General features: G+C 54.7%; 10 protein-coding genes. 5 read left to right on the top strand and 5 right to left on the bottom strand.

Annotated features, from left to right (window positions below):
* The first annotated feature begins 290 nt into the window (after nucleotides 1–290).
* Complete coding sequence (locus BW956_RS15305) at nucleotides 291–2,465, top strand: bifunctional diguanylate cyclase/phosphodiesterase (RefSeq protein ID WP_076463871.1); 2,175 nt, start codon at nucleotides 291–293, stop codon at nucleotides 2,463–2,465.
* A gap of 31 nt (nucleotides 2,466–2,496) precedes the next feature.
* Here the strand turns inward: BW956_RS15305 and BW956_RS15300 are convergent, their stop codons facing one another.
* Together BW956_RS15300 and BW956_RS15295 are read right to left on the bottom strand one after the other, a co-directional pair.
* Entirely contained in the window at nucleotides 2,497–2,679 is a 183-nt protein-coding gene (locus BW956_RS15300; protein WP_076463868.1) for a hypothetical protein, read from the bottom strand.
* Between the two features lie 138 nt (nucleotides 2,680–2,817).
* Complete coding sequence (locus BW956_RS15295) at nucleotides 2,818–5,760, bottom strand: transporter substrate-binding domain-containing protein (RefSeq protein WP_076463866.1); 2,943 nt, start codon at nucleotides 5,758–5,760, stop codon at nucleotides 2,818–2,820.
* A 199-nt stretch (nucleotides 5,761–5,959) separates the two neighbouring features.
* Here BW956_RS15295 and BW956_RS15290 point away from each other — a divergent pair, with 199 nt between their 5' ends.
* The 3 genes from BW956_RS15290 (at nucleotide 5,960) to BW956_RS15280 (ending at nucleotide 10,598) form a co-directional block, all read left to right on the top strand.
* A complete protein-coding gene (locus BW956_RS15290) occupies nucleotides 5,960–6,835 on the top strand; it encodes a DMT family transporter (RefSeq protein ID WP_076463864.1) in 876 nt (291 codons plus the stop codon).
* 146 nt (nucleotides 6,836–6,981) lie between these two features.
* Nucleotides 6,982–8,013: a TRAP transporter substrate-binding protein DctP gene (gene dctP, locus BW956_RS15285; RefSeq protein WP_076463862.1), complete on the top strand. Its 1,032-nt coding sequence runs from the start codon at nucleotides 6,982–6,984 to the stop codon at nucleotides 8,011–8,013.
* Nucleotides 8,010–10,598: a PAS domain S-box protein gene (locus BW956_RS15280; protein ID WP_076463860.1), complete on the top strand. Its 2,589-nt coding sequence runs from the start codon at nucleotides 8,010–8,012 to the stop codon at nucleotides 10,596–10,598. Before dctP ends, BW956_RS15280 begins: the two co-directional genes overlap by 4 nt.
* 81 nt (nucleotides 10,599–10,679) lie before the next feature.
* Here the strand turns inward: BW956_RS15280 and leuA are convergent, their stop codons facing one another.
* Nucleotides 10,680–12,377 (bottom strand): 2-isopropylmalate synthase, encoded by a 1,698-nt coding sequence (gene leuA, locus BW956_RS15275; protein WP_076463858.1) that lies wholly within the window; start codon nucleotides 12,375–12,377, stop codon nucleotides 10,680–10,682.
* A gap of 227 nt (nucleotides 12,378–12,604) precedes the next feature.
* On the opposite strand from leuA, the gene BW956_RS15270 reads away from it, so the two are divergent.
* On the top strand, nucleotides 12,605–13,090 hold the full coding sequence (locus BW956_RS15270; protein WP_010322790.1) for an Lrp/AsnC family transcriptional regulator: 486 nt from the start codon (nucleotides 12,605–12,607) through the stop codon (nucleotides 13,088–13,090).
* A gap of 11 nt (nucleotides 13,091–13,101) precedes the next feature.
* On the opposite strand, the gene BW956_RS15265 is transcribed toward BW956_RS15270, so the two are convergent.
* Together BW956_RS15265 and chrA are read right to left on the bottom strand one after the other, a co-directional pair.
* Nucleotides 13,102–13,962: a LysR substrate-binding domain-containing protein gene (locus BW956_RS15265; protein WP_076463856.1), complete on the bottom strand. Its 861-nt coding sequence runs from the start codon at nucleotides 13,960–13,962 to the stop codon at nucleotides 13,102–13,104.
* 254 nt (nucleotides 13,963–14,216) lie between these two features.
* Nucleotides 14,217–15,401: a chromate efflux transporter gene (gene chrA / locus BW956_RS15260; protein ID WP_076464207.1), complete on the bottom strand. Its 1,185-nt coding sequence runs from the start codon at nucleotides 15,399–15,401 to the stop codon at nucleotides 14,217–14,219.
* Between the last annotated feature and the right edge of the window lie 96 nt (nucleotides 15,402–15,497).

Raw genomic sequence — 15,497 nt, 5'->3', positions numbered from 1 at the left:
CTTTGATCAGTTTTTTTACTTCTTTGTTCTTCAGCTTGGCCATGGTGGCACTCCTTTTCCTGATGGTCTTTATTGTATATACAAAGCATAGCCTAGCGAGCGTATCGGTAGTGGTCAAGCGCCAGTAGCCTGACGCAGGGGAAATTCGTGCCTAAAATACAGGTTGTCGTAAAAAAGAGACTTTCTGTTGACAGCTGTCAATTTGGATAGCACATTGAAGTGAGTGCACATTTAGACTTTGTATTCCTATACTGACACAGTCACTAACTCCTTTTCATGGTTGGTTTAGCGTGGTTTCCAAGTATCCCATCCTCGACAATCTGGCCATCTCCCCGAATATCCTGGCGAACTGGCAGGAAAGCATCAATTTGATTGCAGACATCATTCAGGTACCGGCTGCCTTGATCATGCGTGTGCATTCAGGGGAAATCGAAGTCTTTGTCAAAAGCAGCAATGATGACAATGTCTACGAAGAGGGTGAGCGAGCGCCTTTGAATACCGGGCTTTACTGCGAAACCGTAATGGATACTCAGCGTGAGTTGCTGGTTGCCAATGCGCTTGAAGATCCGGATTGGGATCAGAATCCCGATATTGAGTTGGGCATGATCTCCTATTGTGGCTTGCCCTTAACCTGGCCCAGTGGTGATGTGTTTGGGACTATCTGTGTTCTGGATAGCAAGGCAAACAGTTACAACGAAACCTATCGTAAACTCATCGCCCGTTTCCGGGACAGTATCCAGCTGAGCCTCAACGATATATATGCCCGCAGTCAGGAATCTGCCCAGGCGCGCCGCGAAATACAGCTGCTTTCTCAAGCTGTTCAGCAAAGCCCTGTTTCAGTGATCATTACGGATGCCAGGGCACGCATTGAGTATGTCAATCCGGCATTTGAGGAGATCACCGGCTTCACTGCCGACGAAGTGATGGGCCAGAATCCCAGTATTTTGCAGTCAGGCAATACGCTTGCTGGGCGGTATCGTGACATGTGGCAGTCGCTCACCGGCAAGCAATCCTGGCAGGGGGAAATGCAGAATCGACGTAAGGATGGGCAGTTGTACTGGCAGTACCTCCATATTGCACCGGTGCTGGGTGAGCAGGGAGAGGTTGAGCACTATCTGGCGATTCAAATGGATATCTCCTACCAGAAGGAGCAGGAAGAACAGCTGCAGCAGCATGCTTTTTATGACCTGCTGACGGGGCTTCCCAACCGGGCGTTGGTGTTGAACCGGCTGGAGCAATGCCTGGTCGACGCCAAGCGAAATCAGCAGCGTGTTGCGGTGCTGTTCATTGATCTGGATGACTTCAAGAAGGTCAACGACTCTCTGGGGCACGAGGAGGGCGATGAGCTACTGCGTTTGGCTGCCTATCGCTTGCAAGGGGGTATTCGACGCGGTGACACTGTTGGTCGCTTTGGTGGTGATGAGTTTGTTGTGCTTATGGACGGTATTACGTCCAGCAATGATGTACAAAGCGTGGTCGAACAGTTGCTTGAGCGCTTCAGGGAGCTGTTTCGCTGCTCCGGTCGAGAGTTTCGGCTTACGGCCAGTTTTGGTATTGCCCTCTCACCCGGGGATGGTGAAAGCGCAGCTGAACTGATGAAAAACGCTGACTCGGCACTTTTCCATGCCAAAAAACGAGGCCGTAATACCTATTCGTTTTTTACCGACTCCATGAACCAGGAAGCGGCACGCCGTTTACAGCTGGAAGAGCAGATGCACGGAGCGCTGGACAGGGGCGAGTTTGAAGTCTTCTATCAGCCCAAGGTTGATGTGGCCAGTGAGTGCATCACCGGTGTCGAAGCACTGTTGCGTTGGCAGAATCCGGTGCTGGGCTCGGTTTCACCGATGGTGTTTATTCCGGTTGCGGAGCAAACGGGCCTGATTCTGGCGCTGGGTCATTTTGTTCTGGAGCAATCCCTGCAGCAGCTACAACAGTGGCAGTCCATGGGGCTGAACGACTTTACGATGGCGGTCAACCTGTCGCCCGTCCAGTTCAGGTCGGCGACTCTGGCGGCAGAGGTTGAACAGGCGTTAGCCATTGCCGGGCTGAGCGGCAACAGCCTGGAGCTGGAAATTACCGAAGGTGTGCTCATGAGTGGCCAGGCCCTGGTGGATGACACTCTGGCAACCTTGACGGCCATGGGGATCACCATCGCCATGGATGACTTTGGTACTGGCTATTCCTCCCTGAGTTACCTGCGCCGTTATCCGTTCCATGTACTCAAGATAGACCGCAGCTTCGTCAATGATATTGCCGAAGACCCGGCAGATCGTGAGCTGGTCTGTGCAGCCATTGCAATGGCTCAGGGACTGGGCTTGAAAGTCGTGGCAGAGGGCGTGGAAACCCGGGAGCAGTTGAGAATTCTGGCAGGTTACGGGTGTGACGTGGTTCAGGGATACCTGTTCAGCAAGCCGGTTACGGCAGGGGAGTTAACCGCAATGTTGCTTGAGCAGCGCAAACACTAGTCGCCAGTTTCAGCCTTCAAAAGCCAGATGTTCATTCCTTCTCATTGGTGTCCGGCTGGTGTTCTGCCAGAAAGCGGCGGATAAAGTGACGGATCTCACGAGCGGCACTGGTATCCATTTCATCACAGAGCTCGACAAAGCTGTCGCGCTCCTCCTTGTTGATGCGGATAAGGAGCTGGCTGTTTTTAGCCTTGCCCTTCTTCTTGCTACTCATTAAACCGTCTCCAGCCAAAACTTCTGATGCCAGAGTAAAACAAAATGTATCTACAGCCTATATACAACTGAAATTATATTCGGCTTGTCGTGTGCATTTCCCCGCTGGTAGGGGTATCTGGCGGCATGACTCAGCTGGTCAGCGGGCACTTGGCGTCTCATCTTCACGGCATACGCGGTTTCGGCCCTGACCTTTGGCCTGGTAGAGCGCCTGGTCGGCACGACGGCACAGGCTTTGGTAGCTATCGCCCGGTTGCCAGCTGGCCACACCAATACTGGCAGTACAGTGGCCAACATGGGCAAAGCGATGCTGCTGGATCGAGTACAGCAGACTTTTGGCCTGTGCCATGGCATCGCCCAAGCGGGTGTCAGGGCAGACCAGCATGAACTCTTCACCGCCCCAGCGTGCAATGATGTCCTGCTCACGGCAGCTTCCCTTAAGGACTGCGGCGAAATCAGTCAGGACTGCGTCCCCTCGGTCATGGCCATAACGATCATTGATCTGCTTGAAGTGGTCGATATCGACCAGTAACAGGCTGAAGCTATAGCCGTTGACCTGTTCAGCGCGTGCCAGCTGCTCTTCGAATGCCTTCTCCAGATAGAGCCGGTTGTAGAGCCGGGTCAGCCGGTCGGTGGTTGAGAGCTGCTCCAGCATACGGTTTTTAACCTTGAGCTCTTCGTGGGCCTGCATCAGCTGGTTACGGCTATCGCGAATATTGGCATTGAGGCGCGCCAGTTTGCGGTTCCAGACCAGCATCAGTAACACCAGTAGTGTTGTCGCAAGGGCGGCCTGAATAATCAGGCGGTAATCAGGCGGTTCGGCCGTGACCGGTGCCTGTAGCCAGCGGTTATTGATGGTTTCGTATTGCTCGGGCCGGATGGATTGGATGGCCTTGTTGACGATTTGCAGCAGCGTTTTATCGGAGCTGCGAGTGGCCAGTGTGGCCGGGTAGATGTCTGCCAGTTCGCCTGAGATCTTGATGTCGGAGCGGTGCTCGGTGACGATGGCGCGGCTGAGGCTGGGCAGGGTATCGATAAGCCCGAACACCTGCCCGCTGGCGATTGCATCCATGGCGTGGCTTAAATCAGGGTAAAGCCTCAGATTCAGATCAGGGTGGACTGTCTCCAGGTGGTGCTGAACATGGCTGCCTTCAAGGACGGCAAGTGTCTGGTTTTGGACTTGGGAAATATCATGCACGTAGATCTCATCGAGACCAGTGGCAATGACCAGAGACTCCTGCAACAGGGGGTGGCTGAGACTGATACCGGTGCTTTCAAGTGAGGGAGGGGCACGTGAAACCAGGTCACAGGCTCCTTCCTTCAGGTAAGAAAGTGCCTGGCTGAAATTATCAACGGGCACAAGGCGCACACTCAGGCCCGCATTGTGGCGGATAACATCCAGTAGATCAGCAAATGCACCGATATGGTCGCCTTTTTCTGTTGTCTTTTCGAAGGGCAGGCGGGATCGGCTGGTGCAGATTCGGGCCGCGGCATGCGACTCCATCCAGGCCAGTTCGGTACCGCTCAGGTGCAAATAGTTACTGTCCAAAGCACCGCTGCCGGTCCATTTTGACTGCAGTTGGCGTTTCTCCTGCTCACTCAGACTATCCATGGCTTTCTGCAGAATGTGGCGCAGTATGGGTTTGTCTGTAGTGACAGCCAGCCGGAGTGACAGGGGTTCTGACGCCATAACCTGATGCGGGTTCGAACCCACAATGCCGGGAACTGCATATTTACGCATAAGGTGCTCGGCCACACTCATGATCTCGATAGTTGCATCGGCTTCATTGGTACTGATGCGCATCAATGCATCCAGCGGGTCACGAGCGGGGATCAGGTTGTAGCCGCTTTCCTGGCTCAGTTTCTGGTAGGTGAAAAAGCCTTCTGGCAACGCCAGCCTGCTGGCCTTCAGTTTTTCAATCGAATCCAGATCCTCAGTGCCCTGGCGGCGAAAAATGCCCTGCGCCAGGCGGAGATAAGGCTTGGTAAACAGCATGTATTGAGAGCGCTCATCGCTGTAAACGATGTTGGTCATCACATCCAGCTCGCCTCGGCGCATCATTTTCAGATAATCGTTCCAGCTGCGACCGCTGACGAACTTGACCTCAAGGCCGGCACGTTTTGCCAGCATGCGCATAAAGTCGATGGAATGGCCCTGGGGTAGTCCATCTTCAAAAAAGTTGTAGGGCTCAAAGTTGCTTTCGTTGTGAACTCGGATAACCGGATTGTTTTTAACAAACTCACGCTCTTCAGGTGTGAGCGCGATGGTCTGGCGGCGTTCGGTAAAGTCACTTGAACTGACGCCAACCCAGCGGTTGATCAGCTGATTCCATTCCTGATCACTGATGCTATCCAGACCTTTTTGCAGCAGAGACTGTATAGCGGGTCGGTCAGAACGAACGCCGAAACGCAGGTCTTCTCGTCCGACGGTATCCAGGGTGAACTCTCCGGCAACCTTGATATTCGTGTAGGCATTTTTGGTTGCGTAGTGGTAGCCGGAAGTGAGGTTCTGGATGGCAGCGTCTATCTCGCCAAAGGCGAGGGCACGCGTCAGTTTGCCGTAGTCATCATAGGTACTGATGCGAATATCTTCCCGGGTACTCAGCTCCTTGAGGTAAAAAATATCCTTCAAGACGCCCACATGCTTGCCGGAGAGGTCGGCCAGGCTCTCGTAGTTGCCAAATTGCTTATCCGTGAACACCACGGTCGGGATTTCGTAGTAAGGGGTGGTGTATAGCGTGTAGGAGGTGCGTTCAGGCTTGAAGGATATATTGGCAATCGCGTCGATCTGTTTGTTTTTCAGACGCTGAAGGCTGTCGCTCCACTCGCTGATACGTGGCTGGAGTCTGGCGCCGGTCTTGGCTTCGATCAGTTTCAACAGATCAGCCACGAATCCCGTGAGTTGGCCATCTTCAACATAGGAAAAGGGAACGAAGTCATACATCACGGCAACTTCGATTACCTTGCCCTGCTCGGTCAGCGCTTGTTCGCCGGGTGTGAGCTCAACGTCTGCCGCAGCAGTCCTTGTGACAAGTAAAAGACAACAGGCAAAAGCAAAAAAGATGCGTAATATATCGGTCACTGGGCCATCCCTGTTTTGACGTCAGCTGGCTGTGGGCACGCAAGCTCTGATCTGACGGGCTAAATTACCCTATCGGCAAGAGTATCCCACTGTTGTTCAGGTTTCCATCCTGCTTCTGTTGTTAACCGCTTCAGGCGATGGCCAATGCTCAGGCTGATAGAATAACCGTTTCAACCCCTTCTTGGAGCTTCACGTTTCCATGCTCTGGATTCCGTTTACCCTGTTTGCTGCCTTTATGCAGGCCTGGCGCAATGCCTTTCAAAACCAGCTGAGCCGTGAGGTCAGCACCGCAGGCGTCACCCTGGCGCGGTTTCTGTATGCAGCACCGGTCGCGGGCTGTTACCTGTTGGCTCTCTATGCCTATGAACCGGTTGCACTGCCGGTGTTTTCGGGCTCGTTTACGCTTTATATCCTCTCAGCGGCTTTGGCTCAGGTGATTGCGACAGCTTTAATGGTCGTATTATTTCGCAAGCGTAATTATGCCGTCGGTGTCGGGATGGTAAAAAGTGAAGCCGTGCTTGCGGCCATTCTGGGGGCGCTGTTTTTCAGTGCGCCTTTGACAGGACTGGCATGGTTCGGCGTGTTGGTGGGCGCACTGGCATTCTGGTTGATGACAAACCCGAAAAAGCTACGCGGCATGTCCTGGGACACCCTGATGGTGGGGCTTGGCAGTGGTTTGGCATTTGCACTGACGACACTTTGGGTGCGTGAAGCCAGCCTGGAATTGGGCTTACCCTTCCCCTACAGTGCCGCTTGGGTGCTGTTTCTGGTCTTGCTGTGTCAGGGCGTTCTTTTTGGTGCCTGGGTACTCTTGCGAGAGCCGCATACATGGCAGGCGTTGCAGTTGCGCAAGGGACGGGTTTTGACCATTTCCGTGTTCAGCTGTTTAGGCTCATTAGGCTGGTTTACCGCCATGAGCCTGGAAACCGCCGCTCTGGTCAAAACGCTGGGCCAGGTTGAAGTGTTGTTCACCCTCATGATTTCTGCCGGATGGTTAAAGGAACGTCTTACCATTCGTGACCTGCTGGGGCTGGTATTGATTGTTGCAGGCGCAATTTGTGTGGTGCTGGCCTAGTCTGTAAGGGGCACTTCTGTTTGCAGTGTTCATGCCTCTACTCAGGTCAATGAATTCTTGTAACTTGGGTGCGACACTATGCGTCATTAAACAGCTGCGCATAGCCAGGGTTTTTAATCAGGCTTGCACAAGGAGATAACCGGACAATGCAAGTTGGAACAGGAGTTCGTGCCACGCTGATCAAGGCTGCATTGAGTGTGGCACTTCTGGTCGGGGTACCGGCTGGTGCAGCGGGGCAAGCCGAGTATCGGTTGCGTATATCCACGGAAAATACCCGAGCCCATGTCCAGACACAGGCGATTGAGCGTTTCGCCAAGGAACTGGAAAGGGTGACGGAAGGGCGCATTGATGTGGAGTTTTATCACAGTGCCCAGCTGTTTCGGGATCGGGATGTCATTGCAGCTCTGTCCAGTGGCAAGGTCGAAATGGCTGTTCCGGGCATGTGGCAGCTGGATCGGTACGTGCCTGATGTCGGGCTATATATGTTGCCTCTGTTTTACGGTCGTACAGCTGAAGAAAATTACCAGGTTCGAGACGGTGAAATCGGTGCACTGGTCAGCCAGCGTATCGCGAGGGATCTGGGTGTTGCTGTGCCCGGCCGTTGGCTGGATCTTGGCCACGCCCATCTGTATTTCACCCGGTCCGATGTTCAGTCTCATGAGGATTTGGCAGGCGTTAAAATTCGCATTCCCGGTGGTATTGCCAACCGGGGCCGGTTGAAGTCCTTTGGCGCTGACCCGGTCGTGGTGGCCTGGCCGGACCTCCCGGATGCACTTTCCCGTGATCAGGTGACGGGTGTTCTGACAACGCATGAGACAATTCGCAGTGCCAAGCTATGGCGCAATGGCATCAGCGCCAGCTTCGAGGATATGGAATATTTCGCTCAATATGTGCCGATGATCAATGCCCGTTTCTGGGCCAGCCTGCCACCCTCCCTGCAGGAGCAAGTTCACAGCACCTGGGACCAGATCGTCGACGCTCAGCGTGATGCGGCCATCAAAGCGCAACGCTCTGCTCGAAGTGCTCTGCTGGAACAGGGAATCAAGGTCACCACTCCCGGTACTGCAGCCTTGTTACGCTGGCGCAAGGTGGCTCGCCAGGAAGAACCCGCCATGATTCGCCAGATGGGCGTTGATCCGGATCTGGTTAGCAGAGCAGAAGCTGCACTGGCTGAATGAATATGCGTGTCCCGCCCCTGCAACTCTCACAGCAATCCGGCGATCAGCACCGTTGGCTGTGGCACCCAATGATTGTCGGCGCGCTGGCGCTGCTGTTCATTATGTCGGGTATGTTGGCCTGGGGACTTTACCAGGATTACAAATACAGTCTTGAAAGCGCCGGGGAGCGGCTGCAAACCCAGTTGCGCGCCTATGCCAGTGCGCTTGATATTGCTTTCATATCCACTGATCACGTTCTGCATGATGTCAGTTTGGTTCTGGAGTCCAATCCTCAGCCGCTTGAACAACAGCCGGGATTAAGGCCCCTGTTTATGCGCTCGATGATGACATCACCGTCGTTGGACAGTCTTGTACTGTATAACCGTGCGGGAGAAGGGCTGGCCAGTGTCGGGCGTGCAGAGGGTATACGTCAGTCTCCACCCGGGTGGGTACGCGCGGCCATGGCAGCCGGCAGTCACATGGCCATGGGGATTGACGACGGGCATTTGGGGCTGGCCCAGCTGGTATATGACTCTGACAGCCGTGTTGTCGGTTCGGTACTGGCCACCATTGAGCCGGAGCAGATCGAGGCTGAACTTGAAAGTGGTGAAGCCTACGGTCATCAGCGCCTGATGCTGCTGGATAGCCAGAATCAGCTGATGCTGGTGGCGGGTGAATATAATCAACAGAAGGTAAATGAGGCGCAGGGCGAACTTCAGCGCCATTTCAAGCTGGATGAGTTTGCGGCCTTCGGTACTCGCCTGGTATTTGCAGATGAATATTTGTACGCCATCCGCCAACTGGGCCAACAGCCGGTAAGGGCGCTTGCAGTTATCAAGCGCAGTGATGCGCTTGTCGGATGGCAGCAACGGTTGCTGATTTCTTTATTGAGCCTTGGCTCGTTAATGCTGGTAACGCTGTTTTTTCTTAAACGCTGGCACGACAGCCTGGTGCGGGAACGCAAGGCAGCGAATGATCTGGCTCACCTGTATCAGGCCATTGAGCAGATGCCGTCGGCTATTGCGATCACCGATTTGGAAAGCCGAATCCTTTATGTGAACCGGGCCTATTTGGCCCGTTCGGGGTATGAGCGTCACCAGCTTTTGGGTCAGCAAGCCAGAATTCTCTCCTCAGGCCAGATACCTCAGAGTACTTATCTGGATTTGTGGAACCATCTGGAACAGGGGCTGGTATGGGAGGGCGAATTGATTAATCGCCTGAGTGATGGGCAGCAACGCGTAGAGCTGGCCATGATCACACCGGTTCACGATACGGATGGACGTACGGCCTGTTATTTCGCCATCAGTACCGATATCACTGAGAAAAAGGAGAATGAAAGGCGTCTGCTGCGCTATGGCGAGATTGTCGATGCCTCTTCAGAGCTCATGGTGTTGCTTGATAGTCAGTTCAGGCACCTGCAGGTGAACCACCAGTATCTGGCCTACCACGGCTGCAGTCGACTGGAGGTTGAGAATGAGCCCTTTTGGCAACTGTATGAAGGGGGCGAGCTGCACGCGTTACTTAAGCCCAGGCTGGATGCTGCGCTAAAAGGAACCGCTTTTGTGCTGGAGGCCTGGCTGGGCTTTGCCGGCAAAGGGCACAGGTACTGTCGAATATCGGGCAGCCCAGTCTCCATTGCAGGAGGGCAAATAGAAAGCCTGGTGCTGAATCTGGCCGATATTACCGAGCGCAAACAGTCGGAAGATGCCTTGCGGGCCAGTGAAGAACGCTTCCGTGCCCTGGCCGATTTTTCCCCCATTGGTATTTTTGAGGCGGACTCTGAAGGCCACAATGTTTATGCCAATCGATATTTCATTGAAACCGTTGGCAGTTCACTGGCTGAGCTTAACAGCCGTGGCTGGGCCGGTATTCTTCACCCTGATGATCTTAAACCCGTGCTGCGCAGCTGGAAAACAATGGTCGTTCAGCAACAGCAGGACTGGCATTACGAAGCACGTATCATTGACCGTGACGGTGATGTGCGCTGGTTCCGCTGTGCGGCAAGGCGCTATGAAGGCCTGCCGGAAGGTGAGACACGTTATATCGGTATGGTGCTGGATATCACTCAGCAGGTGCAGCATCGGGAAGAGCTGGAGCGCAAAAATGAAGAGTTGGAGCGCCTGTCGATAACGGATGGTCTTACCGGCCTGGTTAACCGCGCCAGGATAGAGGCGTTACTGACGCATCAGCTTCATCGATATGAACGCTATGGTACAGACTGCTCGCTTATAATGCTGGACGTTGACCACTTCAAGCAGGTGAATGATAACTGTGGTCACGCGGTGGGTGATCAGGTGCTTCGACAGTTGGCTGGCTTGATGCAAGACAACACACGCCTTACTGACTTCCCGGGGCGCTGGGGCGGTGAAGAATTTATGATTTTGTGCCCCAATACCGATCTGGCAGGGGCGCACCGGCTGGCTGAAAATCTGCGTCACCGAATAGAGCAGGTCAAATTCCCGGTTATCGGTCAGCGCACTTGCAGTTTTGGTGTTGCGGCCTTGCATCCGGGAGACCACACCGGAGATCTGTTGAAGCGAGCTGATGATGCCCTGTATCGGGCTAAAAACAATGGCCGCAACCAGGTCATGATCGAACAGTTGTGATTGAATTCAGGTGTTTCATTCTCTGCTGAACACAAAAGGCACCCGAAGGTGCCTTTGTCATGATGTGCCTTTTTGTCTCGATCAGGCCTGCTGGGCTTGATCAGCACTCACTGTTTGGGTTGCGGTTCCCGAACGGTTCAAACCGGAAACAACGGCCTTCAGTGATGCGCTTACCGTGTCAGCATCAACGGCCATACCGCTGACGCGCTGACCGGCAACGTTGAGCTGTACGTATGCCGCTGCGGCAACATCTGAACCTTCACCCATGGCATGCTCGGCATAATCTACCACGTGGATATCAAGACCGGTGCGTGCCTGCCAGGCATTGATGAAGGCCGCCATGGCACCCTTGCCCTTGCCTTCGATGGACTGCTCCACGCCTTCAACACGAATGCTGGCAGCGAGCGTTTCATTATCGCCAGCACGTTCAATGCGATAGCCTTCCAGGCTGACCGGCGCCTTGTCCTGCACAAAATGCTGGATGAGCAGGTCGTGAATGATCTGGCTGTCCAGCTCGCCGCCTTGCTGCTCGGACTTCTGCTGAACAATCGGGGCCAGCTCCAGCTGCAACCAGCGCGGAATGCTGATACCAAAATCGCGCTCAAGCAGGAAGGTCATGCCGCCCTTGCCGGACTGGCTGTTGACGCGAATGACGGCCAGGTAATCACGGCCCAGGTCGGTCGGATCGATCGGCAGATACGCCACTTGCCAGGGCTCATCGCTTTGCTGCTGCTTCAATGACTTGCGAATCGCATCCTGGTGGCTGCCGGAGAAAGCGGTGTAGACCAGCTCGCCGATCCAGGGGTGGCGAGGATGAATGGGCAGACCGGTGCATTCGGTACAGGTCTGGATGATCTCATCCGGGTTGGACAGATCCAGCTGCGGGTCTACGCCCTGGCTGTACAAATTGATCGCCAGTGTAACGATGTCCATATTGCCGGTACGTTCGCCATTGCCGAGCAGGGTGCCTTCGACACGGTCTGCACCGGCCATCAAGGCTAACTCGGCAGAAGCAACGGCACCGCCACGGTCGTTATGGGTATGCACCGAGATGATGGCGCTGTCACGGCGGTTCAGGTGCTGGCAAAAGTATTCCACCTGATCAGCAAAGTGGTTGGGCGGGCCCACTTCCACGGTGGTCGGCAGGTTCAGGATGCAGCGTTTTTCCGGGGTCGGCTGCCATACATCCATCACCGCGTCACAGACTTCTACCGCGTAATCCACTTCGGTGCTGGTGAAGCTCTCCGGTGAATACTGGAAGGTCCAGTCGGTTTCCGGGTATTTCTCGGCGTACTCCTTGACCCAGCGGGCACCACGGACAGCAATATCCTTGATTTCGTCGCGGCCCATGCCGAACACACGCTCACGCTGAATGCGGGAGGTAGAGTTGTACACGTGCACTACGGCTTTCTTGACGCCTTTCAACGATTCAAAGGTTTTGGCAATCAACTCTTCACGGGCCTGGACCAGCACCTGAATGCTGACATCGTCCGGAATCTGGTTTTCTTCGATCAACCAGCGAGTGAAGTCGTAATCCGGCTGGCTGGCGGAGGGAAAACCGACTTCGATCTCTTTAATGCCGAGCTTCACCAGCAGGTGCCACAGGCGTTGTTTCTGGGCCACATTCATGGGCTCCAGCAGGGCCTGGTTACCATCACGCAGGTCGACACTGGCCCAAATCGGCGCCTCTGTCACCTGACGATCGGGCCAGGTACGGGTAAAGCCGGTCACGGGTTCGACCGGCTGATACTTGCGATGGTTGTAGGTGGCACTTGCCATGGTGTTGCTCTCCATTGTTGTTGGGGGCGGACCGCTCAGGGGCTTCCCTGGGTAAGGGTTACGGCCACCGGGAATGTCTGGGTAAGACTGCCGGCGTCTGTAGCGGGCCTTAACGCTTAAGATGGGGATATATTAATGCAACCAGCGAGTCATAGGATTGCTAAGTTGTCCTTATGTGGAGTATTTTTGGCATTAAATATCTAAATATATAAAAGGACGGCAATTTTATGCCTTCAAAAGTCGAGTCGCTGGATCTGGACCGTTATGATCGCCAGATTCTGGAGCTCCTGCAGCAACACGGGCGTATCAGTAACCAGGAACTGGCTGATCGTATAGGGCTGTCGCCTTCACCCTGTTTAAGACGGGTCAAAGCGTTGGAAGAGAGTGGTCTGATACAGGGGTACAGGGCGCTGGTGGATGCCAAACGCATGGGGCTTAACCTGATGGCTTTACTGCATATCTCGATGGATCGACACACGCCTGAGCGGTTCGAGAACTTTGAGCGAGAAATCGAACGCCTGCCCCAGGTGCTGGAATGTCTGATTATCACTGGTCAGGATGCGGATTATCAGTTACGTGTGCTGGTAGAAGATATGGATGCGTACCATGATCTTTTGCTGCACAAAATCACCCGTATCGAAGGCGTCACCGGCGTGCATTCAAGCTTTGTTCTGCGCAAGGTAATGGAGAGAGGCGTGCCCTGTATGGGCTGAAGGCCTCCCTGTCACCATGCCTGCAAAGGTTCGTGTCGGATCAATTGTGCCAGCTGTTCGCCGCCGGGTATGTGCGTGCGGTAGCGCAGCTCGATATACACGGGTGGCAGTTCTGGCAGGCCCAGTCGAGAACCGATGTTCTCCATGCCATCCGTCAGTGCGCCCTGGGCTCGAACCGTAACCCCCAGTTCCGCCTTCACTGCGGCCATCAAACTGGTGAAGCTGGTGGTTGAGTACTCGGTTCGCCAGCTGATATCGGTGCTGTCCAGCGCCTGCATGGTGGCTTCACGAAACAGGCAGGGTGTATTCAGCAAAACCAACGGCAGTGGCCGGTTTTTGGACCACTGATAACCTGACGGACCAATCCAGATCAGGGGCTCATAACCCAGTAGCTCGCCTTTTACCTGGGTACGATCACGTCGCAGAATCAGCGCCAGATCATACTGGTCGCGATCATAATCCTCACAGACGCTATTACTGTAGTCGGTCTGAACATTCAGCCGGATGCCCGGGTTGTGCCGTTTAAAGCGTGCCAGGATCGAGGGCAGCATACTCTCGGTCAATGACAGGGAAACACCGATTCTCAACTCCCCCTGGGCACTTTGTTCAGTAATGGCCGCCAGCGCATCCTCCTGCAGGGATAACAGCTGGCGCGCATAACCCAACATGGTTTCACCACTTGGGGTCAGCACACGCTTGCGGCCTTCACTGCGAAACAGCTCCACATCCAGCTCCTGCTCCAGTCGCCGCACCTGCTGGCTCACCGTGGATTGTGTTTTATGCAGGCGCTCCGCGGCGCGGATAAAGCCATCTTCATCTACCACGGTAACGAAGGTGCGCAGTAGTTCCGTGCTCAAATTGGGGTAGGGCATAGAGCTTATCCATCGTTATTTGCGATCATTATGATCTGAATTGATCATTATTCATAATAGAAAAGCCGTTCTAAGCTGTCTTCAAGCTAATGAGGAGGGCGTGAAGATGAACGCTGTTGATCAAGCACGTACAGGACGGATTCGAAGAGCAGCAGGTGGCGAGATTGATATGCGCTACTACGGTAAACGTGCCAGAGGAATGAGAGCATTGGCCTTCAGGCGCCTGTTACAGCGCATGAAGGGCTTTATGGGCATCAGGCCAGCCAGCCACCCAGGGCGTAGAGAAGCACCAGCAACCACACCGGCAGCTTCCATATCTGCAACGCAGCAAACGCCAGCAGTACCAGAGCGAAGTGCACCGGGGCGTGCAGGGTTCCGGTCCAGATCGGGTTATACAGGGCGGCCAGCAGCAGCCCAACCACAGCCGCATTAACCCCGGCCAGTGCTGCACGTACGCCAGTACGGCGGCGCAATTGCTCCCAGAAAGGCAGCACGCCGGCGACCAGTAGAAATGAGGGGGTGAAAATGGCCACCAGAGCGATGAGCCCGCCAAGCCAGCCCGGCAGGGTATTCATGGCGGTTCCCAGATAGGCGGCAAAGGTGAATAGCGGGCCGGGCACGGCTTGCGCGGCACCATAGCCGGCCAGGAAAAGATCATCGCTGATCATGCCGGTCGGTACGGTTTCAGCCTGCAGCAGTGGCAGCACCACATGGCCACCGCCGAATACCAGTGAGCCAATCCGGTAGAAGAGATCAAACAGCGTCAGCCCCGCGCTGGGCAAAAGCGCTGTCAGCAATGGCAGTAGCACTAACAGCGCCGCAAAGATCAGCAAGAGCCGTTTGCCGGCGACAAGGGATACCTTTACCGGCAGATGTGCGTCCTCGGCGTCTGCCTTGCGCTCCAGCAGTAACCAGCCCACCAGGGCCGCCAGCAGAATCAGTGCCGGTTGCAGCCAGACGGTTGGCATTACCAGCATGGCGCAGGCTGCGGCCAGCATAATGGCAATTTCTATACGGCCACGACAGAGGTTTTGCGCCATGCCCCAGACCGCATGTGCGACCACGGCAACGGCGATTAACTTCAGCCCTTGAACCACACCTGCAGAAATCAGCCCGTCTGGCTGGGTAGCACCATAAGCAACCAGTATTAAGGCAATGGCGGATGGCAGGGTAAAACCACACCATGCAGCCAGTGCGCCCCTGAAACCACCCTGGAACATACCCAACGCAAGCCCCACCTGACTGCTGGCCGGCCCCGGCAGAAACTGGCACAGAGCTACCAGATCGGCATAGCTTTGATCGCTCAGCCATTTGCGGCGGTTGACGAATTCTTCCCGGAAATAGCCTATATGGGCGACAGGTCCGCCAAAACTAGTAAGGCCTAAACGCAGAAAGATCAGCAGGATTGAAAGCACGGAGGCAGGTTTTTCTGGCGTCATCATTCAGTTTTATCAGTGCAAAATGCCAAGCATAGAACACTGGGTATGACGAAGGAGTGACAGTTACAGTCAGGACAGCGTTACACACAAAAAAGC

This window comes from Marinobacterium stanieri (assembly GCF_900155945.1).
In the GTDB taxonomy this organism is placed as follows: domain Bacteria; phylum Pseudomonadota; class Gammaproteobacteria; order Pseudomonadales; family Balneatricaceae; genus Marinobacterium; species Marinobacterium stanieri.
Note: the sequence above shows the minus strand (reverse complement) of the source record. Positions and strands in the feature narration are given on the sequence as shown.